At 39.8% G+C, this 25,583-nt stretch carries 33 protein-coding genes; 8 read left to right on the forward strand and 25 right to left on the reverse strand.

The genetic code is table 11. The features are described from left to right. Nucleotides 1-388: 388 nt before the first annotated feature. The 11 genes from Q4550_RS00605 to Q4550_RS00655 form a co-directional block, all read right to left on the reverse strand. Nucleotides 389-1,015: a hypothetical protein gene (locus Q4550_RS00605; protein ID WP_303529400.1), complete on the reverse strand. Its 627-nt coding sequence runs from the start codon at nucleotides 1,013-1,015 to the stop codon at nucleotides 389-391. A gap of 120 nt (nucleotides 1,016-1,135) precedes the next feature. Continuing rightward, entirely contained in the window at nucleotides 1,136-1,402 is a 267-nt protein-coding gene (locus Q4550_RS00610; RefSeq protein ID WP_303529402.1) for a hypothetical protein, read from the reverse strand. Nucleotides 1,403-1,452: 50 nt separating this feature from the next. Next, nucleotides 1,453-1,974: a nucleoside/nucleotide kinase family protein gene (locus Q4550_RS00615; RefSeq protein ID WP_303530454.1), complete on the reverse strand. Its 522-nt coding sequence runs from the start codon at nucleotides 1,972-1,974 to the stop codon at nucleotides 1,453-1,455. Between the two features lie 83 nt (nucleotides 1,975-2,057). Beyond that, nucleotides 2,058-2,267, reverse strand: a complete 210-nt coding sequence (locus Q4550_RS00620; RefSeq protein WP_303529403.1) for a hypothetical protein — start codon at nucleotides 2,265-2,267, stop codon at nucleotides 2,058-2,060. Between the two features lie 66 nt (nucleotides 2,268-2,333). Continuing rightward, nucleotides 2,334-2,930: a nucleotidyltransferase family protein gene (locus Q4550_RS00625; protein ID WP_303529406.1), complete on the reverse strand. Its 597-nt coding sequence runs from the start codon at nucleotides 2,928-2,930 to the stop codon at nucleotides 2,334-2,336. Continuing rightward, nucleotides 2,931-3,389, reverse strand: coding sequence for a DUF4871 domain-containing protein (locus Q4550_RS00630; protein ID WP_303529408.1), 459 nt, complete (start codon nucleotides 3,387-3,389; stop codon nucleotides 2,931-2,933). It abuts the gene before it with no gap. Between the two features lie 24 nt (nucleotides 3,390-3,413). Continuing rightward, entirely contained in the window at nucleotides 3,414-3,617 is a 204-nt protein-coding gene (locus Q4550_RS00635; protein WP_303529409.1) for a hypothetical protein, read from the reverse strand. A gap of 187 nt (nucleotides 3,618-3,804) precedes the next feature. Next, entirely contained in the window at nucleotides 3,805-4,209 is a 405-nt protein-coding gene (locus Q4550_RS00640; protein WP_303529410.1) for a cytidine deaminase, read from the reverse strand. 346 nt (nucleotides 4,210-4,555) lie between these two features. After that, complete coding sequence (locus tag Q4550_RS00645; protein ID WP_303529413.1) at nucleotides 4,556-5,026, reverse strand: GNAT family N-acetyltransferase; 471 nt, start codon at nucleotides 5,024-5,026, stop codon at nucleotides 4,556-4,558. A 174-nt stretch (nucleotides 5,027-5,200) separates the two neighbouring features. Then, nucleotides 5,201-5,848, reverse strand: a complete 648-nt coding sequence (locus tag Q4550_RS00650; protein WP_303529417.1) for a pentapeptide repeat-containing protein — start codon at nucleotides 5,846-5,848, stop codon at nucleotides 5,201-5,203. 192 nt (nucleotides 5,849-6,040) lie between these two features. Then, nucleotides 6,041-6,529, reverse strand: a complete 489-nt coding sequence (locus tag Q4550_RS00655) for a CBO0543 family protein (protein WP_303529420.1) — start codon at nucleotides 6,527-6,529, stop codon at nucleotides 6,041-6,043. Between the two features lie 222 nt (nucleotides 6,530-6,751). On the opposite strand from Q4550_RS00655, the gene Q4550_RS00660 reads away from it, so the two are divergent. Continuing rightward, nucleotides 6,752-7,666 carry a cation diffusion facilitator family transporter gene (locus tag Q4550_RS00660; protein ID WP_303529422.1) on the forward strand — a complete coding sequence of 305 codons (915 nt, stop codon included), beginning with the start codon at nucleotides 6,752-6,754 and terminating at the stop codon, nucleotides 7,664-7,666. 44 nt (nucleotides 7,667-7,710) lie between these two features. Here Q4550_RS00660 and Q4550_RS00665 read toward each other — a convergent pair whose 3' ends face one another. From Q4550_RS00665 to Q4550_RS00680, 4 genes are all read right to left on the reverse strand, one after another. Then, the gene (locus Q4550_RS00665) at nucleotides 7,711-8,253 is read right to left on the reverse strand and encodes a CBO0543 family protein (RefSeq protein WP_303529426.1); all 543 of its coding nucleotides are present in this window, start codon (nucleotides 8,251-8,253) and stop codon (nucleotides 7,711-7,713) included. 123 nt (nucleotides 8,254-8,376) lie between these two features. Further along, nucleotides 8,377-9,708 (reverse strand): GntP family permease, encoded by a 1,332-nt coding sequence (locus Q4550_RS00670; RefSeq protein WP_303529429.1) that lies wholly within the window; start codon nucleotides 9,706-9,708, stop codon nucleotides 8,377-8,379. A gap of 309 nt (nucleotides 9,709-10,017) precedes the next feature. Continuing rightward, nucleotides 10,018-10,971 (reverse strand): hypothetical protein, encoded by a 954-nt coding sequence (locus Q4550_RS00675; RefSeq protein ID WP_303529432.1) that lies wholly within the window; start codon nucleotides 10,969-10,971, stop codon nucleotides 10,018-10,020. After that, a complete protein-coding gene (locus tag Q4550_RS00680; protein WP_303529435.1) occupies nucleotides 10,958-11,302 on the reverse strand; it encodes a PadR family transcriptional regulator in 345 nt (114 codons plus the stop codon). Before Q4550_RS00680 ends, Q4550_RS00675 begins: the two co-directional genes overlap by 14 nt. Before the next feature lie 193 nt (nucleotides 11,303-11,495). Between Q4550_RS00680 and Q4550_RS00685 the strand changes: the two genes are divergently transcribed. Beyond that, nucleotides 11,496-13,661: a PAS domain-containing protein gene (locus Q4550_RS00685; protein WP_303529438.1), complete on the forward strand. Its 2,166-nt coding sequence runs from the start codon at nucleotides 11,496-11,498 to the stop codon at nucleotides 13,659-13,661. Here Q4550_RS00685 and Q4550_RS00690 read toward each other — a convergent pair. Next, on the reverse strand, nucleotides 13,658-14,488 hold the full coding sequence (locus tag Q4550_RS00690) for a LysR family transcriptional regulator (protein WP_303529439.1): 831 nt from the start codon (nucleotides 14,486-14,488) through the stop codon (nucleotides 13,658-13,660). The two genes, Q4550_RS00685 and Q4550_RS00690, sit on opposite strands and share 4 nt — an antisense overlap. A gap of 141 nt (nucleotides 14,489-14,629) precedes the next feature. Here Q4550_RS00690 and Q4550_RS00695 point away from each other — a divergent pair, with 141 nt between their 5' ends. Beyond that, nucleotides 14,630-14,980, forward strand: a complete 351-nt coding sequence (locus tag Q4550_RS00695) for a DMT family transporter (RefSeq protein ID WP_303529442.1) — start codon at nucleotides 14,630-14,632, stop codon at nucleotides 14,978-14,980. Continuing rightward, nucleotides 14,977-15,273, forward strand: a complete 297-nt coding sequence (locus tag Q4550_RS00700; RefSeq protein ID WP_303529445.1) for a DMT family transporter — start codon at nucleotides 14,977-14,979, stop codon at nucleotides 15,271-15,273. Before Q4550_RS00695 ends, Q4550_RS00700 begins: the two co-directional genes overlap by 4 nt. A 79-nt stretch (nucleotides 15,274-15,352) precedes the next feature. Here the strand turns inward: Q4550_RS00700 and Q4550_RS00705 are convergent, their stop codons facing one another. From Q4550_RS00705 to Q4550_RS00725, 5 genes are all read right to left on the reverse strand, one after another. Beyond that, on the reverse strand, nucleotides 15,353-15,874 hold the full coding sequence (locus Q4550_RS00705; RefSeq protein WP_303529447.1) for a GNAT family N-acetyltransferase: 522 nt from the start codon (nucleotides 15,872-15,874) through the stop codon (nucleotides 15,353-15,355). 76 nt (nucleotides 15,875-15,950) lie between these two features. Continuing rightward, entirely contained in the window at nucleotides 15,951-16,304 is a 354-nt protein-coding gene (locus Q4550_RS00710; RefSeq protein ID WP_303529450.1) for an SHOCT domain-containing protein, read from the reverse strand. A gap of 38 nt (nucleotides 16,305-16,342) precedes the next feature. Then, nucleotides 16,343-16,567, reverse strand: coding sequence for a hypothetical protein (locus Q4550_RS00715; RefSeq protein ID WP_303529453.1), 225 nt, complete (start codon nucleotides 16,565-16,567; stop codon nucleotides 16,343-16,345). A 29-nt stretch (nucleotides 16,568-16,596) separates the two neighbouring features. Continuing rightward, nucleotides 16,597-16,779, reverse strand: a complete 183-nt coding sequence (locus tag Q4550_RS00720; protein WP_303529456.1) for a hypothetical protein — start codon at nucleotides 16,777-16,779, stop codon at nucleotides 16,597-16,599. Nucleotides 16,780-16,892: 113 nt separating this feature from the next. After that, nucleotides 16,893-17,312 carry a GNAT family N-acetyltransferase gene (locus tag Q4550_RS00725; protein ID WP_303529459.1) on the reverse strand — a complete coding sequence of 140 codons (420 nt, stop codon included), beginning with the start codon at nucleotides 17,310-17,312 and terminating at the stop codon, nucleotides 16,893-16,895. Nucleotides 17,313-17,602: 290 nt separating this feature from the next. Between Q4550_RS00725 and Q4550_RS00730 the strand changes: the two genes are divergently transcribed. Next, nucleotides 17,603-17,953 carry a hypothetical protein gene (locus Q4550_RS00730; protein WP_194220887.1) on the forward strand — a complete coding sequence of 117 codons (351 nt, stop codon included), beginning with the start codon at nucleotides 17,603-17,605 and terminating at the stop codon, nucleotides 17,951-17,953. Between the two features lie 126 nt (nucleotides 17,954-18,079). Here Q4550_RS00730 and Q4550_RS00735 read toward each other — a convergent pair whose 3' ends face one another. The 3 genes from Q4550_RS00735 to Q4550_RS00745 all read right to left on the reverse strand — a co-directional run bounded on the left by Q4550_RS00735 (nucleotide 18,080) and on the right by Q4550_RS00745 (nucleotide 20,391). Beyond that, a complete protein-coding gene (locus Q4550_RS00735; RefSeq protein WP_303529465.1) occupies nucleotides 18,080-18,862 on the reverse strand; it encodes an SDR family NAD(P)-dependent oxidoreductase in 783 nt (260 codons plus the stop codon). A 194-nt stretch (nucleotides 18,863-19,056) separates the two neighbouring features. Next, nucleotides 19,057-19,710: an oxygen-insensitive NAD(P)H nitroreductase gene (gene nfsB, locus Q4550_RS00740; RefSeq protein ID WP_303529468.1), complete on the reverse strand. Its 654-nt coding sequence runs from the start codon at nucleotides 19,708-19,710 to the stop codon at nucleotides 19,057-19,059. Nucleotides 19,711-20,022: 312 nt separating this feature from the next. After that, nucleotides 20,023-20,391 (reverse strand): winged helix-turn-helix transcriptional regulator, encoded by a 369-nt coding sequence (locus tag Q4550_RS00745; RefSeq protein WP_303529471.1) that lies wholly within the window; start codon nucleotides 20,389-20,391, stop codon nucleotides 20,023-20,025. A 205-nt stretch (nucleotides 20,392-20,596) separates the two neighbouring features. Between Q4550_RS00745 and Q4550_RS00750 the strand changes: the two genes are divergently transcribed. Next, nucleotides 20,597-21,130 (forward strand): hypothetical protein, encoded by a 534-nt coding sequence (locus Q4550_RS00750; RefSeq protein ID WP_303529473.1) that lies wholly within the window; start codon nucleotides 20,597-20,599, stop codon nucleotides 21,128-21,130. 206 nt (nucleotides 21,131-21,336) lie between these two features. On the opposite strand, the gene Q4550_RS00755 is transcribed toward Q4550_RS00750, so the two are convergent. After that, on the reverse strand, nucleotides 21,337-22,431 hold the full coding sequence (locus Q4550_RS00755) for a hypothetical protein (RefSeq protein WP_303529476.1): 1,095 nt from the start codon (nucleotides 22,429-22,431) through the stop codon (nucleotides 21,337-21,339). 248 nt (nucleotides 22,432-22,679) lie between these two features. Here Q4550_RS00755 and Q4550_RS00760 point away from each other — a divergent pair, with 248 nt between their 5' ends. Continuing rightward, complete coding sequence (locus Q4550_RS00760; protein ID WP_303529480.1) at nucleotides 22,680-23,000, forward strand: ArsR/SmtB family transcription factor; 321 nt, start codon at nucleotides 22,680-22,682, stop codon at nucleotides 22,998-23,000. Between the two features lie 74 nt (nucleotides 23,001-23,074). Further along, the gene (locus Q4550_RS00765) at nucleotides 23,075-25,549 is read left to right on the forward strand and encodes a heavy metal translocating P-type ATPase (protein ID WP_483298551.1); all 2,475 of its coding nucleotides are present in this window, start codon (nucleotides 23,075-23,077) and stop codon (nucleotides 25,547-25,549) included. Nucleotides 25,550-25,583 lie beyond the last annotated feature (34 nt).

Genomic DNA, 25,583 nt, shown 5'->3' on the forward strand with positions numbered 1-25,583 from the left:
ATATCGTTTAATGATATATCAATAAATGTAATATATCAGGTAATGATATATTAAGCAACCACTTATTGAAAAATAAAATCATTCTTTCTCAGAGGTGAAAACGGAAAATCACATAAAAAAAGAGCTTGGAGGCGTAAAAGCCATTCCTAGCTCTGTTCTTTCCTTATGGATTAAAGCTCCTCCATAAGGATAAACGGCACTTTATTTTGTCATTAATTTGGATAAAGAAGTGACGCCCCATGTTACAAGAAATATAGCTACTACAAATGATAATCCTAGTCCTCCAAAAAAGAATACATTACCCATAAAAACGCTCCTAATTCTTTTAGATCGCTCTATCATTTCCAAATATTAAGATCATATGCCTATAAAACTGACACATCAGAAATTATTCATGTTCCTCATCACTTTCTTCAATCAAGATTTTCAATAATAAAACCTCAGTATCCTCTTGAATCATTTTCTCAACATCATCTTTGCTCCCCAAATCATAGGTTCTCATTTGATTCGACGAAGTGCCCCTATACGCTGCTAGCACTTTCTCTTCATTTAATAGTAAATCCACCTTTTCATCTGGAAACGCATAATCCCATGTTGTCATTGATGTTTCTGACTTCTTTTTTTCAACGCTTTTATTTGGAGATGAACTAAGGCCTGGAGCATAAAGAAAATAAGAAGGTTCACCTTCATTAGACTGAATGATCCCAAATCCTACATGCCCTTTAGACGTTTCATCTGGAATCGGACTCTGACCATACATAAGTTCCGTAATAGGCTCACGATCTTTCTCCCCATCTTGATACCGCTCAACCCAAAGCCTTACCCAGCGTTTATCTGCGTTCTCTAATTCGAATTCAAAATCGAATAGATTACCAAGATTCAACTCTTCGAAAGTTTTTACATAATCCGAATCAGGCATCGGCTTAATCTCAGCCGTTTTATCCTCATTATTCGCACAGCTTGATAACAGTAGCGTTCCCAATAGAATGAAAGGAGCCAGAACTTTCATTTTCACTAGTTTTCCTCCAATTTTAATGCAGCATCTACTTTTCTTGATACACTTCGTTCCACTCCATGTCATAATCAGCTATCCTCTTAGGCTCCACAAACATTCGATCGTTGGATTCAAATGATCTCATATCAATCGGATGAGAGGCGGAGTACCCGCCTCTGAAAGTAGATACACAAAAACAAATAGAAAGCACGATATTGCACCGATCATGACAACGATCCATGAAAGAGCGGAATACTTTAGTTGAATGAGCCCGTAGACACCAAAACATAAGCTTATAACGCCTATCGTTAGCTCCATAAGGGCAACTGGGTAAATCGAAAAATGATTCATCAGTGAAGTTCGTAAACCGTTTAGCGCAGTGACAAATAATACAAGGAATAGTTGCAAAAGTAGCCCTACTAAAGGAATGCTCACCCGTTTATTGCTTTCATGAACGATCATGACTCAATCACAAAATCCGCTCTCTCCAAAGGCTTAACGGTATCCATATAATACTTTTCTGCTTTCCAATATCGCTCTTCAAATTTCTTTAGATTTCTCTGTGTCTCTTCGTTCTCTCGTCCGAACCGCACATCTCTTGCACATTCTAAGAAAAGCACGCAATCGAACGCAGAACGCCATTCGTCTCTTTGCAGAAAAACCCCTTCGATCAACACCACATCTACGTTCAAATTTTCGGGCGGTATTCGTTCCATTATGCTGTCAAAAAGATGCTGTTTTAGCTTAGTGACGTCCCACTGCAAAAAATAGTATTCGTACCACTCTTCGTGGCCCGTATTATACCGCTTTTGCTCCGGCTCTATGTAATCATCTATATGAAATGAAACAGAGCGATACCCTGACATTTCAAGTAAGCGCTCTAACTCGGAGACGAACGTGGTTTTACCTGACCGACTTAACCCATCGATGCCAAGTAGAAAGACTTCCTTTAGCGGGGGTTTTGGTAATATCTTTTCTATATCAAAATGCGCCTTACCACATCGGTTTCCTTCTATGTTTTCCACTCTCTGCAAATCAGATCTCCCCTAACCCCTTTTTCATCCTATGAACGCTCCTCGCTAAATTTATAATACAGGTGAACACCAGTAAAATAGATTGGTACTGCGATAAGAATAAACACAATCCCTGAGACGATCTTTTCTACAGAATAGATTCCTCGATCTAAATCGATTAAATAGTAAATAAAAAAATGTATGAGCCACGCTCCAAGCATCACCCACCCTAGTAAAGATAAGAACTTTTTTGCTTCCATTATTGCCTCCAAACAGTAGATAAGAAATCATTATGAGTTCTTAAAGTACTCTATTTCGCACCTTCGTCACTTGTCCCAAGTGATCACCTCAAGCTCTGGCCATTTTCGCGTCCATTTTTCCACTTTCGCTTCATAGACATTGCGGGTAATCAACAACTTGTTTGCACGCACAATTAACCCAAATAAATCATTTAATCCGTATGGTGCGTATACCTTAAACGCACCATCCTCTCCTACTTTGACACCGATTGATGTTGCAGTAGTCGGCCAGCTATTGATGGCATCTTCTACTGAAGAATAAGGGGCGATACGCTGACCAAATTTCTCTTCATACCAGAGATGAACGCGCGCTTCGTTTTTGGCGTCAATTTTATAAGGAATGTCGGAAAGCAACTTCCGAAGTTGCTCTTCTATCTCGACCTCTTTTTCTAAGCTCAAATCCTGATCATCGTAATACACAACATCCAGGTCATGGATGCCGTAATCCACCGGCCGATTCGTTAAGTCATTCCAAACCGTTTGCACAATACACCCTGCCCCGATGTAAGCATGATTGAACTCTTCCCTTAGTACACCGAGAGCCTTTTCAATGGCTGGATTCTGATAAAGAATGTGTTCCAACGCTTCTTTTTGTACACCTATTTCTTGATTAAAGTATGGCAATTACATGACCTCCACTACAATGGTTCCAAAAAACTCTTCCCCAACATAAGCATCTAGCTCCCAAACACCTGTTGAAGGAAGTTGCATCGTTGACGGGACGTGAGCATCCGCTCCGTTATGCGGACCCGCCAACTCATCTGATTCAAAAACCACGATCTCCTCATTTGTTTCCTGATGTCTTCCGATTACTTTAAGAGAACCATCTAGTTCGTCTTCATCTCCCCACAAGTGCCACATGTACTTATTAGGTTCACCAGCTTTGAATGCTGACGCATCACTATGTATAAAGCCGATCCGCTCTTCTTCACCAATCATCTTATAAGAACCTGATGTGAAAGTGTTACTTACTTCTGCTTGATTTTCTTTTTGAACAACCTGTTTCGTCACAGCCTGACCATCTCCATTGCAGCTGGTGAGTAGAATGAGAAGAACGGGCAAGAATGCAAGCCATCTTTTCATACGTCTTCACTCCCTCCGGTCATTTTAACGGAAAAATTTATCATACTGATCAATTTGGTCTGGATGAATCCCCGTGCTTTGCTGTGCTTCTCGCTGCATCGATTGGTTACACGCCTTACACACATAGCTCGCACCAGGGTTCTGCTTCAACTTCCGAAACTGTGAATCAGGGGGCTTAATATGAAATTTCTTTTTACAGAAAAAGCAGATCGTCTCAATCAGCGCCATCCCTCATTTCCAGGATTTACTTATCATCACTACATTTCTATAAAAGGTAATAAATCCCTTCTGAGAAAACTTGAAATTCTCTTATCCTTCAACCACCTGATTAGTCCTATACGGATGAACAATCTGCTTTTAGCTCCCGGAAAGGGAAATGGTTCCTGAGATTAACGCCTCTCTACTTCTTATCTCATTACTCTCCCTCATAGGCTTCATACCAGTGATAAGGTTGTATTTCTTTCAACGTTTTAAAGTGAAGCGCACTGTCTTCCGTAAATACGGCTGCTTTAACATTTGCTCCCCAATAAAACAGTCGTTCCTGACAAATACCACACGGAGTTAATATCTTATAATGAGAATTCTCATCATCACGGACTACGCAAATGGAGTGCGTGATTTCTGCGTTTAATTTATGAGCTTCTAGAATAGCCCCCGTTTCAATACAAAGCTCTGCAGAAGCATTAATGTTCTCTGGAGAAACGCTCGTTAGAATAGAGCCTTCACTTGTATACATCGCTGCAGCCCCTCCCCAACCAGATGGGTAACGAGACTCAATTAAATTCACTGCTTCCTCGTACAATTTCCTTTCGATCCTCATTGAATACACCCCTTCCTCAAAATAAGATTTTACTATTCTGTAAATGACCTAATGGCTAAAAGGAGCGTTTGCGATAAACTTAGCAAACACTCCCTAAGAAAAGAATCAAACCTACAGATCATTTTTTCTTCTTTTTTCCAATGATAAAAACGGTAATAAACACAATCATAAGCAAAAACATTCCCTCTGCCATAAATTCTCCTCCAAGCTTTACGTATTTTTCAGAGTGAAACGATTAGAGAATATGGGCTGAAAAAGTTTACTGCATATTACTACATACGAAACGAACGAGAATTAGTTTCAAAAGCGCGGGGATCAGGCTTGACCTGACCCCCGCCGCGGACATTTATACGCGCTTCACAAACACCACACGCTCACGCCCTGGTCCGTCATAGTTTGAGTGTACTGCAATTCCATTCACGACGCGGTTGCCTCCTTCAATCTCAAAACCCATTCTAAAATGGTAGGCAATCGAATTCTTATTATCAGGCGAGGTGACGCACCGTACTAAGCTTCTTCCATAAGCTTTCATTGTTTGAAAGAATGACTCATAAAGTTGACGTCCAATATGACTACCTCGATAAGAAGGATGAACACCAGCAAAGTGAATATACCCTTCTTCTAAATGAGTTTGTGAAAGAAAACCAATAAGAAATCCGGCGATCTCACCGTTCTCCTCTGCAATAAAGCTCGTATTCGAAAAATGATCAAAGAACATTTTAGGAAGCTTGTCGATCATTTGTCCTCCATTCCACCATTCATTGATCAATGGAGAAATCACATAGTAATCTGATTGCTTCACATGACGAATGTTCATAAAACCCTCCAATCTTAGCAGTTCGTCTGGAATCACCTATTTCTTTATGTAAACCTCTATATTCTATCGCAGGTTATATCCACTAACAATTATTTCAAATATCCCCCCATTCCTCAATCACTTCTTTTATGAAGTAAAGTAAAGGGGGACAGGCATGTGCCTGTCCCCCTTTCGTTATTCAACAACTTTCAATCCTAACAACTTCGCAAATCCAATCGCCTGATCCTGTGAAACTTCACATCCATTAAGGCTTTCTAAATCAACATGAAGGCGTTCAAACGTACACGTGCTTAGATCGACATCCTTTAAAAGCGTTTGTACGAAATTCACATCGTTTGCGTCACACCTGTTGAAAATTGTCTTTGTAAACTGACAGCCATGATAATTCGCGCTTTGTAAAGACGTATCTTCAAATTTCACTTGTTTCAGCCTTGTATCCACATAACTACTGAAATTTGCCATACAATTCTCAAATGTAACGTTTCCAAGGTTCGCTTCCGAAAAATCCGCTCCCATTAACTTGCAGTCCGTGAACTTTACGCGATGAATAATGCCTTCAGTGAAGTTCACATTAGAAAGGTTACAATTATCGAATATAACATCAATCATGTCAATTTGGGGAAACGTGGCGTTTGTAAATGTAACGTTTCTAAACACCACTTTTGATAGGATTACACGATCAAGCTCAACGTCGTCCACCGCTTCACCTATAATCTCGCAATTCATTAGCGTTAAGTCTTCATCATTATAAATCGCACGAAAATAACCTTCTTCCAAGATAGCCGGAATCTTGGGACGTTCTAGTTTTATATTTTTGCTCATCGGAACACCCTTCTTACTTCAGTTTGGTCATAAGAAAGATACCATATGAGAGACAGTAAATATAAGCCTGTCTTTTTGAGAAAAAGTATGTACAAACTTAACATGCTTTCTCTTCATTAACGATCATTATATTTTATCTCCATCTCTTTCCACAAGAAAAGCCTCCAAAATGAGGAAGCTGAGAATGACTTTTTAATTTGATTCCTTTATCTTAAACTCATCTTTATAAAACCATCGATAGAACACGCGAGAACTAAAATTTGTTAGCGATAGCGTGATGAAACTCCAGTACCACTTCCACTTAACATACTTTATCAGATTCGTATATTTCTCCGCGATCACTTCTCCTATGGTAATAATGCCAACGTGAAAAAGATAATAGAGCAGCTGTATGAATTTATTTCTGCTCTCCGGGTAATTCAAATTGAAAATGGCACAAAAAGCAGGATAAACAAAGTATTCGAACGTAAAACTTGTACGATTTGCCTTTCGAAAGAATCGCACTGGATACTGAATTAACCCTTTCTCTACGACAAGTAAACCAAAAAACCATGTCACAACATGCTTAAAGAGCATAATCACAAGACCGTGTCGAATTTTATTTCTCGGGATATATTTAAATAAAAGAGCTGCAGTCACTATCCAAATCAAATAAAGAATTCCCTTGTCCTTTGACACCATCACCACGCTCCTCTATCACATTAAAGTCCCCTATTTTGATCATTTGATACATACTAATAGAACGAAAATCCACATTATAGAGACAGTTGTCTTTCGAAGGGGTCAGGCCCGAGCCTGACCCCTTCGAAAGACGTTTAAAACCACATTCATTAGTGGTATAATCGATATATGAACACATACTCATGTATCACATTTTATTGGTAATCGATTGGAGGCATTACGATGGGGCATAATCATTCTCATGATCACGGACACACTCATTCAGCGAACAAAAAAGCACTACTCATTAGTTTTATACTTATCTCCACTTTTATGATTCTAGAGGTTGTTGGTGGGATCATTACCAACAGTCTCGCACTCTTATCAGATGCAGGACATATGCTTAGCGATGCCGTAGCACTAGGTATGAGCTTACTTGCCTTTAAACTCGGTGAGAAGAAATCTGATACGAAGAAAACATATGGATACAAACGATTTGAGATTCTTGCGGCGTTCCTAAACGGGATTGCGCTTATTGCGATTTCATTCTATATCTTATGGGAATCCATCAATCGGTTTATCAACCCACCTGACGTAGCAAGTACAGGTATGCTCGTTATCGCTGCCATTGGCTTGGTTGTCAACATCCTAGTCGCCTGGATCCTTATGAAAGGAGACACTTCTGAGAATCTCAATTTACGAAGTGCTTTTCTCCATGTATTGGGTGATTTACTTGGATCAATCGGCGCCATCATTGCCGCATTGCTCATCATGTTCATAGGCTGGAATTATGCCGATCCAATTGCGAGTGCGATTGTCGCTATTCTCGTTTTAATTAGCGGGATCCGCGTCACAAAAGACTCTTTCCATGTATTAATGGAGGGAACGCCTTCTAATATCGATCTTCAAAAAGTAAAGGAAGCGCTAGTTGAAATTGATGGCGTTAATTCTATCCATGATTTGCATATCTGGAATATCACCTCCGACTTTCCATCTTTCACCTGTCACATTGTGGTCAACCAGGGGGTGAACCGAGATCAAATGCTTAAGATCGCTGGCCAAAAGCTACATGATCAATTTGAACTCACACATACTACTATACAAATCGAATGCGAAACATCAGATATGAAAGATAAAGAAAATAATTGTAACGGATAATTGAATGCAAAAAAGAGGGTCAGGTTCGTACCTGACCCTCTTCTCTATTCTAACTTGTGGAAATTCCCTCTCCTACTAACACGGTGGGCAACGAGATAAATAATGATGTAGACCGGCACCCCATAATACAACTCCCATTTAAGAGGAACATATACATCTAATTTAATAAATAAAGGCTCGAAGACAAACGCACAAATAAGCGAAAAGAACACCGCCTTCAACAATGGACTGAAGTTTGGCTTGTATTGAATAAGCAACATAACCATGACTGGGAAAGAACTTAAATCCCATGGCATAAAGAACGTATGTATGTACGGTAGCGGTGTATACAAATAAAACCAAAGCCCATAGGCGACACCCATCGAATCAAGCGTTGATGTAATCACATAAACAAACAACCCGGCTAATAATAAACGGTTCGTGCTCTCCTTCTTTCGTAGAATCAGCCAAACAACCCACGGGCCTAAAAGAAGTAAAACGTTCAACCACCATTGCCAGGCAAGAAACATCTCCTCTTTCCAAAGGGTGCTATATCCATCATTTAATTTTTCGATTGAAGTATGAAGCTCAATCATCTTATTCTTCACTTCATTCAACATCCCATCATGTACCCTATCTTATTTGATATGGTTAACATTTCCTAAATAGGAGCGTTTTATGCTGAAATGAAGAAAGAGAGGGGCAGGCACGCGCCTGACCCTCTCTCGCTTTTATACAAACATGTTCAGAATTAATGCTCCGCCAAATGCTGCAAAAGAAAGTATCGTTTCTAACACAGTCCACGTTTTAAACGTCTCTTTAACGGTTAAGCCTAGATATTCTTTAACCATCCAGAAACCAGCGTCGTTAACATGCGAGAACATAAGTGAACCTGCACCTGTAACAATAACGAGCAATTCTAGATTGACACCTGACATCGTTGCGATGATCGGTGACACAATTCCAGCCGCTGTTGTTAAGGCAACAGTTGCGGAACCTGTAGCAATTCGAATAAGACCTGCAATCATAAAGGCAAGAACGAGTGGTGATAACGAAAGATCTTGAGAAAGATTCCCGATAATCGTTCCAATTCCGCTATCGATCAAAATCTGTTTAAAGCCACCACCTGCACCGATGATCAAGATGATTGATCCAACAGGTAGAATACATTCTTCTACGTATTTTTTAATTTGTTTTTTGTCTAATCCCTGACGGAAGCCAAGGAAATAGAATGCAAAGAAACAAGATAATAACAGTGCCACAAGTGGGCTACCAATAAATTCTAAAATCCCTTCCGCGCTACCTGGTAACGGTAGGAACGGAGCGAACGTACCTAGAACAAGTAAAAACACCGGCATAATGATTGTTGTAAATGAAATGCCTGTACCAGGTAGTTTAGATGGATCCTGCTGATCTTCCACTTTAATCAAATCAGGCTCACCTACAGGAACTACGCGCTTGTTAATCCATTTGGCAAATACCGGACCACCAAGAATACCAGCTGGAAGCGCTATAACTAGTGAATACAATAGAACTTTACCAAGATCCGCTTCATAAATACCAATCGCAGCAACAGCACCTGGATGCGGCGGAATCAATCCGTGCACAATCGACAAACCTGCTACAGCTGGTAGCGCAATCAATAAAATGTTTTTCTTCGTTGCCTTTTGAATCGAAATAACGAGTGGTAATAGAATTAAAATACCAACTTCAAAGAATACTGGAATTCCGATAATAAATCCTGAGAAGAACATCGCCCATGGCAACTTTTTCTCTCCAAAGACGCGAATAAAGAAATTCGCAATCTGCAACCCTGCACCGGATTCAGAAAGCAGTTTTCCTAGAATCGTACCAAGTGCTAGAATACCAACTAAGTGACCAAGTACGCCACCAACACCTGCTTCATATGAACCTATAATATCGACCCATTCCATCCCCGACATGACCGCCAGGAATAAAGCCGCTACAGTTAAACCAATGAAAGCATGCCACTGAAATACAGAAACTCCTACAATTACGATTGCAATTGATATGAGTGTTATTGCTAATAAGTAGATTTCCATGATAACTCCCACCTCTTCTAAAATAAAGGGTTTACATTAATACCATTGAAAACCCTTCCAACTTTCTTCATTATAGGAATTATTATTTCATAAATCAATGGAAACGTTTAAAAAATTTTTCTGTAAATTATGAAACAGACGGTTCTATTTGATAGAAAATCCCTAGAAACCCTTGGTAATAAAGGGTTTACATCATGAAAAAAAGAATCGCAATTTCTGCGATTCTATTAAAATTTATTTTTTTCAGTTAATTAAACCCTTGCATTTCTACCACTTTTTTTAAATATTCCAAGAAAAAAAGCACTAAACTTACAAGTTCGCTTTCCAAAATCCTTTTACAATATCCATGCCGGCACTCAGAATAAAGAATAGCCCAATTGCTGCAAGAATCATATTTTGATATGTTTCTGAAAGAGACAATAGGTTCGTTAGATCTGGATGAATCAGCTGATCATTTAATAACATAATCACGATCACTGTCGTCGCAAAGACATGATGAATAGCATTAGCAATCGCTAAACGCTTCGTCCAATAGCCAATAATCACTTTATATAAAGCAAGTAGCACCGTCGTGAGAAGAGTCAGACTTACAAGTGGCCAGTAAGATAAAAGCACATCATTATTAAAGAAAGGCACATCCACCTTACCGTTTCGAATGATGCCAAGTAAGTTGTCTGCGTTAAAATAAAGCGTTGCCCAAACTGCCGCAAAGAGAAGGTCGGCGAATAGCTCCGATTTCGCAACTTTCTTCTTTTTGGGCACAGAGGTTACCTTCTCTAATTCATCCGCTGACCATCCTTTTAGCGCTCGGTTTATATTTATATCGGTTCGTTCCAAAATCACAAAAATGAGCGTGATCCAAAACAGCGTTTGGATGGCGGTATTCCATAAGCCTCCAATAGCATCACCCATCAGATTAAAAAAGACGTCTCCAAGTGACCTTGTGCCATTGTAGTCGATCACATTAATCGTCATAAACGCGATAAATGTGACAACGAGCGAAATAGGTAACACCATCTTGATAATCTTCATGTAAAGCTCAAAATATTGAGGGCCAATGAGGTGCATTGGCCAATCCCGAAATCCATTCGCCATTTGTACCGGGCTTCCAAGTTCATTAAGGGCGCTCTTCACTTCTTCTTCTGAAGGATCATCCGGCAGCATATCCCCGATCGTTGATCTTAATTCAAGCGCAATGTCCTCCCGAATGGATTCAGGAAGTCGTCTCGTCACTTCACCAATGTAAACCTCAATCAGATTCACGTTCGTCCTCCCCCTTCAACAAGGTAGCTAATTCGCTCGACGTTTTCTCCCACTCTAGTTTCAGCTGTTCGAAAATTTCTCTTCCATACTCACTTAATACATAATACTTACGCGGTCTGCTTTCCGTTGTATCCCAACTGCTCGTCACCATCTCCTGCTTCTCTAACCTCCGAAGCAGAGGGTACAGCGTGCTCTGTTCAATGGATATGCCTGATTTGTCAAGCGATTGAACAAGAGAATAGCCATATTGAGGAGTTCTTAATTGACTTAGGACTGCTAGCGTTAACGTGCCTCTTCTGAGCTCCGTTATGAATGAATTTAATAACGTCACACCCTCACCAACTTCCTTACTGTGTGTCGTACACTATATATACTATGTATCATACAGTGTTATGTGATAAACAGCAATGTGAATCTGATAACATTTTAATAAAGGAGTGGGGGCCAGGTACGTACCTGACCCCCCTCCCCTTTTCATTTGTTATAATAGTAAAATAGTTTACGAGATCTGGAGGGTTACATTTATGAATACTGCTTCCTATTACGCCCATTACGATGCCATTCCTCTTCCCCTCGTTGTTCTTGATCGGAACGGGGGCATCGTCCATGTTAATGAGTATGCTATTTCAAGATTCTCATCCTATGAAAAAGCAGGATCAATACAATGCTTGGAAAGCATTCTATCGATCGAACAGAATCAAATCCAAGCCCATCTCGATCGAGCTTTTACAATGGAGCCGGGAGTATTCATCGAACTCCCCCTCCCTTTTACGAAGGAAGCGATTCGTTTCTCTCCAATAGATTCGAACCATGTGACACTCGTTATTGTTGAGGATAAAGAGGCTCTCTACAAGGAAGTTACCCGTGAACCTTCAGATAACAATGAAACCATTCCTACCGAAGAGCTCGAACAGCGGTTTCACTCATTAATTAATGAAAACCCTGATGGGATTGCATTTATTGATCAACACTTAAAGCTAACCCTAATCAATCAAGCCCTTCACAGAATGCTTGGCTATTCAATGGAAGACCTGATCAAAGCACCTCGGCATGTGGTAAATGAGGAAGCGATTGCTAAGATCGGTAGACATTTCGAGTTAGCCTTATATGGAGATCAGCGCTCTTACGAAATTGAGGCGTATGATATTAACAACAATAAGGTTCACCTACTAATCAAAACCATTCCCATTCATACGAATGGACACTTCCGCGGTGCTTATAAAATCGTAAAAGATATTACTGAATTCAAAAATGCTCAGTTCGACACAATTGATCAAGCAGCGCAATTACGCTCGCTCATAGACTCTATACCTGAATTTATTATTTTCAAAGATAAACACGGCAGCATTCTTGAAATGAATGCGTATGCGAAATTAATATTCGGAATTGAAGAGGGAAAATACAAAGGGAAAACGTGTGAGGAGTTAAACTGCAGTAGCGTTGATGCATACCAACTGCTTAGAAACAATGCAAACACTGATCGGCTTGCATGGGAACAGAAAACGAAGGTGGAATATGAATACGAACTTGAACTTGTCAGTGGAGAGATAGGCACATTCGAAATTATTAAAGCCCCAACATACAACACTGATGGTGATCGGAAATATTTAATTGCCATTGGAAGAGACATTTCAGCACGTAGAGAAGTGGAAAAGGAACTTGTTGAAACACAGGAGCTCATCGCCTCTATTTTCACAAATAATGCCGATGCTATTTCGGTTAGTAACTTGGATAAAGAAGTTATTAAAGTAAACCCAGCCTTCCAGCGACTTTACGGCTATACGGATGATGACATGATTAATCACCTGTTTGACATCTACCCAAATGACAATAAAGATGAAGCCAATCGGATCATGAAAGCCGTTATTGATGGTGACGGTGTCGTTGATTTCGATACAGTAAGGAAGACAAAAGACGGAACGCTAATTGATGTAAGCATTACCTACTCACCAATCAAAGATCACGAGGGAAACATTACGGCGATGTCTGCCATAACAAGAGATATACGCGATCGTAAGAGAACGGAAGAGCTACTCCTTCGTTCAGAAAAGCTCTCCGCAATCGGACAGCTTGCAGCAGCGGTCGCTCATGAAGTTCGGAATCCATTAACTTCTGTAAAAGGATTCATTCAACTATACAAAGATCGGATCCATAGTGATATATTGCTGCTTATGTTATCTGAAATGGACCGGATCGAATCGATTATCAATGAATTCCTATCACTCGCGCGACCCCAGGCCGTTACGTACCAACAAACCGATATTATGACGCTGACCCGTAACGTCGTCTCACTTATGGAGCCAGAGCTTTTATTAAACAAAGTCGACGTCCAGACAAATTTCCACACACCATCACTTATGATGAACTGTGAGAAAAACCAAATCACTCAGGTTCTTATGAACATTATCAAAAACGGCATTGAATCGATGCCAGATGGAGGATTACTCTCCATCAAGACGTGCAACACAGACACACGCCTTTTAATCGAGATTTCTGATAAGGGCGTAGGCATTCCAAAAGAGCGATTAGAGCGACTTGGTGAGCCGTTCTTCTCGAATAAAGATACTGGTACCGGGCTTGGGCTAGTCGTCTGTTATAAAATCATTCACGAACATAAAGGAACTATTGAATTTGATAGCTCCGTTGGAGAAGGAACCGTTGTTACCATATCATTACCACTCGACCGTTAACGACGATCGAAAGATGCTGATAAAAGAGAAAGAAGAGCATGACTGTTCGTATGAAGATACATTTCTCTTCCTAATGGCTCTCCTTTTATCGGAAGAAAAACAACGCCTTTTTGTTCGATCGCATCAGCCATCATTTTCGGAAGATAAGCGATGCCGATTCCAAGCGCAACAAGTCCACCCATCCCGAGATAGTGCGTTTCTAATACGTCTCCCTCAAATAAATGGTCATTCAATATCCCTCTTACCCGCTCAGAAAGATAGCCGGTTGGAGGGATTATTTGCGTATACCGAAAACATTCTACTAATGTCACCTCTTTCTTTTTCGCTAATGAAAGAGAAACAGGTACAGCCGCAACAAAAGGTTCAGAAAATAGAAATGTAGAATACATCCCTTCGATCACTGGAGTATTCTGAACTATTGCGGCATCAATTTCATGGGAAGTTAACTGAGGAACCAAATCCAAACTATCTTCTCGAATAGCTGTAACGTGAACATTCGAATACTGAAGCTGCTCATAATATCCAGGCAAAAAATACGTACTTAAAATCGGCGTCGATCCAAAGCGTATCTGATCAAATTTCTTATAGCGATCGACCGTCTGATTAATCTGTGTAAACAGCGGTTTAATATCTTCGTAAAAAGCTTGACCTTTAGTAGTCAGCTCGACTCCTTTAACTGACCGATTAAAAAGAGAAAAACCAAGCTCCTCTTCAAGGTTCTTCATCTGCTTACTAAGAGCCGGCTGTGAAACAAATAAAGCTTTTGCTGCGCGAGTGAAACTTTTCTCGTCAGCAATTTTGATAAAGTATGTTAACTTGAGAAGCAAGATTAACACTCTCCTCTTTCATATGATTCCCCCCTATATTATAACCTGAAGTTATCGATCCATCATTTATTGATATTACCCACTCTCCTCGATCAAACGTTATTCTTGTATTAGAATCTAATCAAGAACTGGGGGATAACAATGAAAAGTACTTATATCTGGCTTAGTATCGCTATTGCATTTGAAGTGGTTGGGGCGACATTCATGAAATACAGTAATGGATTTAGCCAGTGGGGACCAAGCTTAATCGTGATCTTGAGTTATGCTATCGCGAACCTTTTTTACATTTTTTTAACGAAAGAGCACGAATTGGGTATCATTAACGCACTTTGGTCTGGGGGAGGTACGGTGATCATTGCCGTTGCTGGGATTCTCCTCTTTCAAGAGTCTACTTCACCCTCAAAAGTTCTCGCCATTTTCCTCATTGTGATTGGCATCGTTGGCTTAAATACAAAGTCTCGCTATAAAGAAAAAAGGGAGGAAACGATATGATTTTCTTAATTTCAGCACTCGCATTTTCGATAATTGGCAGTATCGCCGTAAAGCTATCAGCTGGTTTCACGCGCAAAATTCCAGGCCTCGCCTCATTTGTGTTGTTCGGGCTATGCATCTACTTTCTCACTCTTTCTGTCCAATCCATCGAAATTGGCCTGGCGTACGCCATCTGGTCCGGTGGTTCTATCGTCGGCACAACCATAGCCGGTCTCATCTTATTCAACGAAAAGACTACTAGAAGAAAATTTCTTTCTATAGCGCTTATTATTACTGGAGTGGTTATATTATAAGCAGGACGGTGTCAGATACGTACTCGATCCCCGCCACAAATAATCAAAAAAAGCCGATCACTAATTGATCGGCGCTTTTTTACAAATATTTTTCCATTCGAATATCTGACCACATTTTCCCCTGCCAGTAAGTGAAATCTTCTAATCTACCAATCTCTTCGTATCCAAGCTTTCGGTAGAGCTTTTGCGCATTCGTATTGAACTCAAACACGCCTAGTTCAATACGATTAAAACCCTGCTGGTAAATTTGCTCTTCTAAATGTTGGATCGCTTCATATCCAATTCCTTTGCCTCTACCATCAGGTTCGCCAATCGTAATGCCAATCCACGCCGTTCCTGGTTCTTGCTTCAAAAGGTGCGGAGGGTCCACCATGTAATTCATTTCTCCGATCATCTCGTGATTCACAAAGATCTGGAATATCTGCTGATACGTAAGACGCTCCCTCACTCCCTCAAGAGTGATCGTCTCGCGTCGCTCTAATTCCTCCCTGCTTTTATTCGGGCGAATCAGCGGAATCAATTCTCGATCATTTTCCCACCGATTCAGGACTTCAACAAATTGAGCAGTTGGTTTCGTTAACTTTATGATCTCTGTCTTCACATGGTGCTCCTTTCAACATGGCAAGCAACCTTCATGTCTCTTATGTATTTCAACTCATCCATACGCTACTCTTATTCTACCACTTACGATCCAAGAGTTCTGCTTTCTTTTTTTGGTACTCTTCGTCCGTAATGATGTGATCTTCCTTCAAACGATGAAGCTGACGTATTTTCGACTCGTAATCTTGATTAGAAGTGACATGGTTATCATCGTCATGATCAACTTCAGCTTGATACGTTGAAACACCATCCTTACTAAAAACATTCAGGGCATGGTAGCCCGTGATAATGATCGCCAACACAGTCCAAACAATACCGAATGCGCCTATTTGCGAAACAAATGCAATACCGATAATCACAAAAAGAAAGCCAGCAATCATTCCGATCATGGAACTAACTTTACTAGGCTTTACACGAAAATGAGAACTCATGACAATCCCTCCTTTTGAAATGACCTTTTCGCAAATCATTAAAGAATATAAACAGAAGTCAGAATAATCAGAGCAGACACAAGAAAAATCATGGCAGCTTTCTTTCTACGCCTTTCTCCCCTCTCCTCAAACCCTAAAACGGCTATAAAAAGTCCCTGAAAAAGGAGCATAGGGGCAAGGATTGCAACACTACCCTTGACGAAAGCAGCTACCGCTAAAGCTAGCGTTATGATCGCCAATATACGTTTGATTCCTTTCAACATTCTCTCACCTCAACAACTAAGCTTCCTGATTACTCACCACCACCGCACCCTCCACCATCTCCACCGAAACTATCGTAGCCGGAGCTTTGATGGCCACCACTATAATAGCTTGAATGATCCGTTCCACCTGGAGAACGACGCGTCGATGAGGATTTTGAAAAGCCAGATGCGATAAATGCAATAACGAGTAATATTACAATTAATGCTGTCATTTCCATTCCTCCCTTTTGTTTATTTACGTGTGAAGATCCCAAATAGTTTCAAAAATCCCCATAAAAAAGTGACGATATCCTCTTAACTAAGACACCGCCACCTTCCAGACGCATTATGATTCAATAGGGGTTAAGCGAAACATTCCATTCATATCACCCGGTTGTTCAAAGCCAAACTGCTTATATAAGTGACTTCCCTCCTCTGTTGCAAAAAGACCGATGAAGGCTTGCGTAGGAGCATGTTCCTTCAAATAGGAGAAAAGCTGATCCATTAACATTTTTCCTACTCCCTTTCCCTGATGCATCGGGTGAACGACGAAATCCTGAATATAAAAATACATCCCTCCATCACCAACGATACGAGCCATGCCAATAACTTCATCTCCATAGGATACCGTCGTTGCATAAATAGATTGATGAACCGCCTTTTCCGCCACAGAAAAATTCATATTATTCCAACCGACTGATAAACACAACCGTACATATTCGTCGCTGGTTGGAAATCGGTCAATCACTTGGTAGTTACTAATCAACTCCATCATTCCTTCTTTTCATTTTCACTACCGTATATACTCGTTTCTCATTACTTTATTATCCATGTCACTCACCTCTTTCCATCAGCATTTCATACATTCGCTGACCATTTCACAATCCCTTCTTTCAAAATTTCATATCACTATTATTTCACCACCATACATTCGCAAAGACGGAAGTAAACTTCTCCTCCCAACCGATCAGAATCTTTCTTTTTTCTTGATGTTTTACCTAGATCTTTTTCGGGGAAATAACTATCTATCAACCGTGTTTACGAGGAGGAATTACAATGAATAACGAATCAAAAGCAAATTACCATATTACGGATCGCGATGAATTTAACAAGGTTTGTATTGAAGATCAAAAGATGAATTTTCCTGAGTTTGAAAAGTTCATGCATGACTACCTATTAAGCCAACCGAAAGAAACAATGGTCTTTCAAGAGTGTTGGATTGAGGACAAACAAGTAGAAATCGGGGATGTTAGAACTGTTCAGGTGAATTTCCTGGATCATAATAGTAACAACTACATACGTCTCTGGGGTGCTAAGAAGAATGATGATAACCAGGTAGTGAAAATTAAAGTAGATGCTATCGATTTAGAGACGAAAGAAGTTATTTATGAGCGATTATTGGCTTAAAATTGGATAATTAACATTCGATCTAAAAAGGGGAGCTCCAATAATGGAGTTCCCCTTTTCCTAATCGATTACCATACTCTCTAAAAGAATAACTGCTCCATTCAATTAGCTAGTTATGTTAAATTATTATTGGGTATATTTCGCAATGATAACATCTAGTTGTTGGACGAGATCAGCACATTTGTTTTGATCCTGGGCATCTGGATGCGGTTCACCAAACTCTTCAATGTCATTATCAAAATATTTCCCTGACGCATCTTTAAACTCTTCCGAGAGTGCTGCCTGGCATAAAATCTCAGCTCCGATATTAATATCCTCTCCATCTACCCCAAACGCTTTTTTCACCATCTTACTTCCTAGTAACGATTTCGGGTTCACTGCAACTAAGACTGGTGCCACTTGCTTTGCAAGTTCAAAAGTCCACATGGTTAATGCAAGTTTACTTTGTGCATATGCCTCTCCGGCACGAAGGTTTTTAGAACCCGCAAGTGCCTTAGCATCAACGGGGGCTTGAGCTGCAGAAGACAAATTAATGACACGACTCGATTCATTCATCAGGGGAAGCAACTCTTTTGTCAGCAGATATGGTGCCAAGGTGTTGACTGCAAATCGAATATCTAGACCAGCTTCATTAGTAGGAGTAGGCGAATGATAAACGCCTGCGTTATTTATAAGAACATCTAACCAGTCATGCTTCTCTATGATTTCCCTTGCTAACTTTTTAACCTGAGATAATTGTGATAAATCAGCTACATATTGCTCCGAATCATTCATCTCAAACCCATTTGTCACGTTTGCCAGTTTTTTAGCATTACGCCCATGAAGCAATACTTCATGTCCTTCAGAAATCAACTTTCTGGCAGTCGCTAGACCTATACCATCCGTTGCACCCGTGATAAGAATTTTCAATTAAATCCCTCCGTTTTGAAAAAGGAAAGTTTGATAACCTTATTTACATTTATTTTAGAAACTTTCCCTTCAATTCCATAAAAAAGCAATGACCTCTATAGATCATTGCCCAAGTTACTAAACACTCCTAACTAAATAACAATGCCCAAACATTTTTCTATATAAAAGTGACCGATATTTTCGAAGTTCCTTTATTACACTTCCTCTATGATTTCTGATTGATCCAATCTTGATTTTGGTAGTGAAGCATTAAAGTCCGTTTCAGAACGATACCCTAAAGCAACAACTACACTTGAAGTAAACCCTTTTTCTCTAAGGTTGAACTCAATATCAAGTGCTTTCATATCCAGTCCTTCCATCGGAACGGCATCAATTCCAAGCTCTGCAACGCCCAATAAAAAACTTCCAACGTTTAAATACACTTGTTTTTCGTTCCATTGCGAAAGATCTTTGAGATCATATTTGTGTAAATCCACGAACATTTTTCTTACATCATGAGTACCCTGCTTATGCTTTTCTTCGGCAAAACGTCCATCCTGATCTTCTTTTTCAGTAACATGCTCCAAGAAATCCTCCGAAATCTCTATTCTCGTTGAAAAGACCACCACCGCAGCTGCATTCACTATTTTGGGTTCATTGAAGCTAAAATCTCCTTGAGCAGCAGTCGCTACACGTTTTTTTCCTTCCTCAGTTGAAGCAATAACAAAATGCCAAGGTTGAACATTCGTAGAGGAGGGGGCTAATTGCAATAATTGTTTTATCGTATTGAAATCTTGTTCAGAAATTTTCTTCGATTGGTCAAATTCTTTCGTTGAATATCTATTTGTTAAAGTTTCCATAAGTTCCATTTATATACTCTCCCTTTATACTATCTTCAAATATTAAGAACAATTGCAACATCCATTCTATGAAGCAGCGCTACAATACTATTTTAAATATTCACCCGGGTTTCAATCACTTAGAAAATTGAAGCTTGCTTTTTTAGAACTGGAAATCAATTACGAGGTCAGTATATCCCCCCCTGAAGTGGAGAACAAGTACTGACTTTTTTGCCCGTACAGACAATAAGATACCTAAATCATTTGAAATCTTGTCCCCTTTTGAGTGTTTTATATGCAGAAGAGGATCGCATTTCTATTTAAATGCGATCCTCTTCTACTTCAATGGGTATATTCATCTTTAAAATCAACTTCTCCATGCTTGTACGTTTGATTATACTCTGCTCCCCAAGAGCCTAGTTCATTTAATATTGGTACTAATGTCTTGGCTATTCCAGTTAAAGAGTACTCCACTCTTGGTGGAACTTCATCGTATACTTTTCGTTGAATCAGATTTGCTTCTTCTAATTCTCGAAGTTGCCTGGATAATACCCGTTCATTAATATTAGGGATCTTTCTTTTTAATTCACCATATCTGATAACTACCGCTCCGCCGATATGATGGACAATTAGTGGTTTCCACTTGCCACCAATAATATCTAAAGATAACTCAACGTTACAATAAAATACCTTTTTGTTATTGTCTGTCATCTAGAAATTCTTCCCTTTCTAATTTATATATAAGTGCTTTACCCGGATTGTACCATAACACTAAATTTAGAACTAAAATTATAAAATATCGGCATATGTTAATTCCACTTCACGACGCTACATTAATACCATTAAACCTAACAAATGGCATTAAATCCGAAACTTTTCCTAGCGTATTTCGTACTACAGAATAGGAGGGATACATATGAAATTAAAATTAGCATCAGTTCTATTCGGATTAATCCTTATCCTCGCAGCCTGTGGTGGACAAGAGAAAGCGTCTACAGAAAATCATTTAGACTCCCTGCAAAAGAATTATCCTGAAGTTAAGACTGAAGTGGATAAACTTCCTGAAGATTTTAGAAGCGAAATTAACGTGCCTAATATGGAGGAAATCCCATTAGAAGTAAGTGACGTGGAAGCTGTAGCCGAAACGGAATTAGAGCCATATGGAATGGATTTTTATTATGGAGAAGATGACAAACGACTAAACGTTATGATCAAGGACCAAAAGGGAATTGATACCTCTATAGGGGAAACGAACGAGGAACTTGATCAAGATGTTAATGGCACATACACAGAAGCTGAAGATGGTCACCTCTTAACGATCACATGGCTAAGTAATAACAAAAATGCGCTATACAAAGTGACTGGATTCACACCATCAGGAGAAGAACCTCCATTCACGAAGGAAGACATGGTAGAAATCGCAAACTCGATTATTGCACAAAGAAATTAAAGACGATTATTCAAAGGAGGGTTCTTTATCGGACTAATCTTCGCGATTCTAACGATCCTATCGTCTGCTGGTTTTCTCTACTATATGGGAAAAGCGGGATATTCATGGCACATGGATAAGAACGAAGAGAAACCGAAATAACCATTCAATCAAAAAGGTCAGACGATTCATCAAATGAATCGTCTGACCTCTTTTTATTAACTCACCTATAAGTATGGATATTTCTCAAGCTCCTTCAAATAAAGCAAGTAACGTTCCTCCACTTGCCTCTTCGTCCCATAACGAATCACTTCTTCACGAGTGAGAGATTCTTTCTGCCACAAAAGAAGATGATCATGCGTCATTGTTAGAAGTTTTAAAAACACCTCAACATGTAGGGCTTCATGCTTCTGGTTCAAGTTACTGATATACCCTTCCCTAAACCCTTCTGCATTCGCTTTTAGCTTTGAAACATGTTGATGGTAATTCACTTTCCGATACCTTTCTGTGTTATAAAACGTAGGAAATAACGTCTCATAGTTAAAAACATAATTAGCTGCAAGTGACGTTCCAGTAGCTAGAAGAGGATAAGGGTCGATCATTTTAACGCCACTTTTGGTGAAAATGAGATTCTCTGGTGAAGCATCTTGATTTGTGAGAATAATAGATTCATGTTCAATCGAACGTGTCGTAACCAAAGCTTCCCCAAGCTCCTTCACTTTCTCTTTATCAAATGTATAATGGCTCGCAAGTAACGTATTTAACTCCTCGCAATATTCTTCTGTTTCTTCAAGTAGAAATTCACTTACAGTTAGATCATACGCGCCTGTTAATTCTTCTTTTTCGTCAAGATGCAAATATCCGATCCCATTAAATGGTGGAGTGAATGATTCAAGAGCAAGGTAGAACTCCCCTAACTCTCTTCCATACCTTTTCGCATCTGCTATCGTCTGGGTGCTAAGATCAAATGATTTTCCTACATAAGTTTCAAGCGTGTACGTTAATTCTTCATTAACGCTGTACTTAAAATAGTTAGGGCAAATGTCGTTCTTTGCTTTATTAGCATGCTTGTAAAATGCTTCTGTCGCGGCATACTCCGCTATTAATTCCTTACGATTGAAAATCACCTCTCGCTCGTAAGCTATTTTCTTCGGTATGCGAAGAACAAGCCCCTCCCGCTCCAGCAAATACGCACAGTGCCAGGCACCTTCCCCTAACCTCTTGATTCTTGCGTCATCTGACAACTTTGGTAAGCCTTCGTTGATTAAAGCCTGTTGAATAAGTTCAAACTCTGCCATCTTTTTGGATGTAAGCAACCTCATCGGTTATATGACTCCTTCACGCTATCATCTTTTTATGAAATATCACTTTACTTCGCAATGACTTCCATTTTTAATTATTCCAAAATCATACAAATAACTCAATCTCTTATTTTATATAGATATCACCTATTGCACCTTCACTATCTACCTTCATAAAAATTCACACTAATTTGACACACATATTAGATATTGCTAATATGATACAGAACATACATATTCGTTTTCACTAATATGTCAGGAGGACACATATGCAAACTGTTGATATTGATATGAAAGTAAAGCTTATTCACGGGTTTTCTAATAAAACACGAATTCAAATTCTTGAAAGCATAAAGGATGTGGAAAAAACCGTTTCTGAGATTGTTCAAGAAGTAAATGGAAACCAGTCAAACATTTCACAGCATCTTACTTGTTTGAAAGGTTGCGGAATTATAGTAGGTCGAAATGAAGGGAAGTATTGCTACTACGGTTTACGAAACCAACAAATTCGAGATCTACTCACGATGTTCGATCTCATACTAGATGATGTTGAAGATGATGTCGCTTGCTGTGAACGTCACGTTGATTAGGAGGACTTTCCTTGGCAGATAAATGTTGTAACGATAATAAGGAAGAAAAAAACACATGTAGCAGCGATTCTTCTATCGAAAAAGCAAGTTGCTGCAGTTCTTCACTTCAGAATGAATACAAGCAAGAAGCGGATCAGTGTTGCAGTAGTAACGCTGATGTAACTGAAGACACCAACTCAAAAAAAACAAGCTGTTGCAGTAGCGAACAACAGCTAGAGAAAACAGACGCTTATTCCACCGATACTTCTGAGGAGAAAAAGACTTATCAAGTTCATGGAATGGATTGCCCTGCCTGTGCGAAAACCATTGAAAAAGCGTTAAGTAAATTAAAGAACCTGACTGAAGTAAAAGTCAATTACAGTACAGCAAAACTGCAAGTGGCTGCAAGTTCTGTAGATGCCTTTACTCCGGTTGAGGCAGAGATCAAAAAACTTGGATATTCCGTTGAACCGATCAATCAGAAAAAGGATTATAGAACATTTCATATTGAAGGAATGGACTGCGGAAGCTGTGCCAAAAGTATCGAAAATCACCTTAACACCTTGCCAACCGTTAAAGAAGTGAGCGTTAATTTTTCCACGGGGAAAATGAAAATTGACGCTTCTACTCAAGAGGAAAGCATTATGAAAGAAGTTTCCAAAATTGGATTCAAAGCGGTTCCAGATACTATAAAATCAACACATACTAAGAAGAATAATGAAAATGCTGCAGTGATCGTTTCTGGTAGTTTAATAGCACTAGGGCTCATAAGTTCTTTTACGCTCATTCCTTCAATCGTTTCAACCATTCTATACGCCATTGCGATTGTGATCAGTGGTATTAAACCTGTTAGAAGTGCCTTCTTTGCAATTAAAAGTCGTTCACTCGACATGAACGTTCTCATGTCTGCCGCTGCGATTGGCGCTGCGTTAATCGGAGAATGGCTTGAAGGGGCTGTCGTGGTTTGGCTGTTTGCTATCGGAAACTATCTGCAAACAAAATCCATTGAACAAACAAGAAATTCTATTCGTAACTTGATGGATCTAGCTCCTCCAGAAGCCTGGGTTAAAGCTGGTTCAGAAATGGTGAAGAAACCTGTAGAGCATATTACTATCGGTGAAACTATCGTCGTTAAACCCGGTGATAAACTTCCATTGGATGGGGAAATCATTCAAGGAGAATCGAGCGTTAACCAGGCTCCGATTACAGGTGAATCCATTCCTGTTGATAAGGGAATCGGCGATACCGTCTATGCTGGATCCATTAATGAGCACGGCTCTCTTGAGATTAAAGTTACGAAGTTAGCTGACGATACGACGATCGCCAAAATTATTCATCTCGTTGAAGAAGCACAGGAACAGAAAGCGCCAACGGAAGCCTTCATCGATAAATTCGCAGCAATTTATACACCGATCGTGTTCGTGCTCGCCTTAGTCGTAATGGTTTTACCACCATTACTCAGCATTGGCACATGGGGAGATTGGTTTTATCGAGGGCTTGAATTACTAGTTATCGCTTGTCCATGTGCACTCGTTATTTCAACACCTGTTGCGATCGTGTCAGCAATTGGAAATGCTGCTAAGAATGGCGTATTAATTAAAGGCGGTACGTTTTTAGAAAAAGCAGGTGCGATCACCGCTATTGCATTTGATAAAACAGGAACATTAACAGAAGGTAAACCGAAAGTCTCCGACATTAAGGCGTCAAACGGATCAGAACAAGAATTACTATCCATCGCCTTAACATTAGAAAACCATTCCACTCACCCGATTGCAAAATCGATTGTAAACTATGCAAACAATAAAGGCTTACAACCACAGCATGGTGAGCTGTTTCGAACTATCGTCGGAAAAGGCGTTCAAGCCACAATCAATGGCACGATCTATTACGCTGGGAATCCAAAATTATTCGATGAACTATCTGTTCCTTTAACAATAATAGAAAAAGATGTACAAGAAATGCAGCGTAACGGTAAAACCGTCGTCATTATCGGAACACAGCAAGGAATTCTTGGGACGATTGCCGTCTCTGATACAATCCGAAATACATCTGCCGTGGCTTTACACGCATTACAACAAAGCGGTATCAAACAAACGGTCATGCTAACAGGAGATAATGAAGGAACGGCCAAAACAATTGCTTCAGAAGCAAATGTGAATCGTTATTTTGCGGAGCTATTTCCTGAAGATAAAGTAGACGCCATTAAGAAGCTACAACAAGAAGGGTACAAGGTAGCTATGGTTGGAGATGGTATCAATGACGCTCCTGCACTCGCAACTGCCGACCTAGGCATTGCAATGGGTGGCGCTGGAACTGACACAGCGATGGAGACAGCCGATATTATTCTTATGGCCGATAACCTTGATCAACTTCCACATACAATGAAGTTAAGCCAAAAAGCATTAAGAATTATTAAACAAAACATCTGGTTCTCGATCATTATTAAAGTGATCGCGCTTGCCCTCATCTTCCCGGGCTGGCTCACACTTTGGATCGCTGTATTAAGCGATACCGGCGCAGCCTTAATCGTTATTTTAAATGCACTTAGATTATTGAAATTTAAGCATTAAGGAGATGTTTCTCATCGAGAGAAACATCTCCTTT

This window comes from Anaerobacillus sp. 1_MG-2023, assembly GCF_030547345.1.
GTDB lineage: Bacteria > Bacillota > Bacilli > Bacillales > Guptibacillaceae > Guptibacillus > Guptibacillus hwajinpoensis_B.

Excerpts from the sequence above, each read along its gene's own strand:
- Q4550_RS00630 (WP_303529408.1), bottom strand. The coding sequence starts at position 3,389 with ATGAAAAGATGGCTTGCATTCTTGCCCGTTCTTCTCATTCTACTCACC.
- Q4550_RS00660 (WP_303529422.1), top strand. The coding sequence starts at position 6,752 with ATGGGGCATAATCATTCTCATGATCACGGACACACTCATTCAGCGAAC.
- Q4550_RS00655 (WP_303529420.1), bottom strand. The coding sequence starts at position 6,529 with ATGGTGTCAAAGGACAAGGGAATTCTTTATTTGATTTGGATAGTGACT.
- Q4550_RS00715 (WP_303529453.1), bottom strand. The coding sequence starts at position 16,567 with ATGTTGAAAGGAATCAAACGTATATTGGCGATCATAACGCTAGCTTTA.
- Q4550_RS00640 (WP_303529410.1), bottom strand. The coding sequence starts at position 4,209 with ATGAGGATCGAAAGGAAATTGTACGAGGAAGCAGTGAATTTAATTGAG.
- Q4550_RS00750 (WP_303529473.1), top strand. The coding sequence starts at position 20,597 with ATGAAATTAAAATTAGCATCAGTTCTATTCGGATTAATCCTTATCCTC.
- Q4550_RS00685 (WP_303529438.1), top strand. The coding sequence starts at position 11,496 with ATGAATACTGCTTCCTATTACGCCCATTACGATGCCATTCCTCTTCCC.
- Q4550_RS00650 (WP_303529417.1), bottom strand. The coding sequence starts at position 5,848 with ATGAGCAAAAATATAAAACTAGAACGTCCCAAGATTCCGGCTATCTTG.
- Q4550_RS00730 (WP_194220887.1), top strand. The coding sequence starts at position 17,603 with ATGAATAACGAATCAAAAGCAAATTACCATATTACGGATCGCGATGAA.
- Q4550_RS00670 (WP_303529429.1), bottom strand. The coding sequence starts at position 9,708 with ATGGAAATCTACTTATTAGCAATAACACTCATATCAATTGCAATCGTA.
- Q4550_RS00710 (WP_303529450.1), bottom strand. The coding sequence starts at position 16,304 with ATGAGTTCTCATTTTCGTGTAAAGCCTAGTAAAGTTAGTTCCATGATC.
- Q4550_RS00755 (WP_303529476.1), bottom strand. The coding sequence starts at position 22,431 with ATGAGGTTGCTTACATCCAAAAAGATGGCAGAGTTTGAACTTATTCAA.
- Q4550_RS00695 (WP_303529442.1), top strand. The coding sequence starts at position 14,630 with ATGAAAAGTACTTATATCTGGCTTAGTATCGCTATTGCATTTGAAGTG.
- Q4550_RS00645 (WP_303529413.1), bottom strand. The coding sequence starts at position 5,026 with ATGAACATTCGTCATGTGAAGCAATCAGATTACTATGTGATTTCTCCA.
- Q4550_RS00760 (WP_303529480.1), top strand. The coding sequence starts at position 22,680 with ATGCAAACTGTTGATATTGATATGAAAGTAAAGCTTATTCACGGGTTT.
- Q4550_RS00720 (WP_303529456.1), bottom strand. The coding sequence starts at position 16,779 with ATGACAGCATTAATTGTAATATTACTCGTTATTGCATTTATCGCATCT.
- nfsB (WP_303529468.1), bottom strand. The coding sequence starts at position 19,710 with ATGGAACTTATGGAAACTTTAACAAATAGATATTCAACGAAAGAATTT.
- Q4550_RS00745 (WP_303529471.1), bottom strand. The coding sequence starts at position 20,391 with ATGACAGACAATAACAAAAAGGTATTTTATTGTAACGTTGAGTTATCT.
- Q4550_RS00700 (WP_303529445.1), top strand. The coding sequence starts at position 14,977 with ATGATTTTCTTAATTTCAGCACTCGCATTTTCGATAATTGGCAGTATC.
- Q4550_RS00620 (WP_303529403.1), bottom strand. The coding sequence starts at position 2,267 with ATGGAAGCAAAAAAGTTCTTATCTTTACTAGGGTGGGTGATGCTTGGA.
- Q4550_RS00635 (WP_303529409.1), bottom strand. The coding sequence starts at position 3,617 with ATGGCGCTGATTGAGACGATCTGCTTTTTCTGTAAAAAGAAATTTCAT.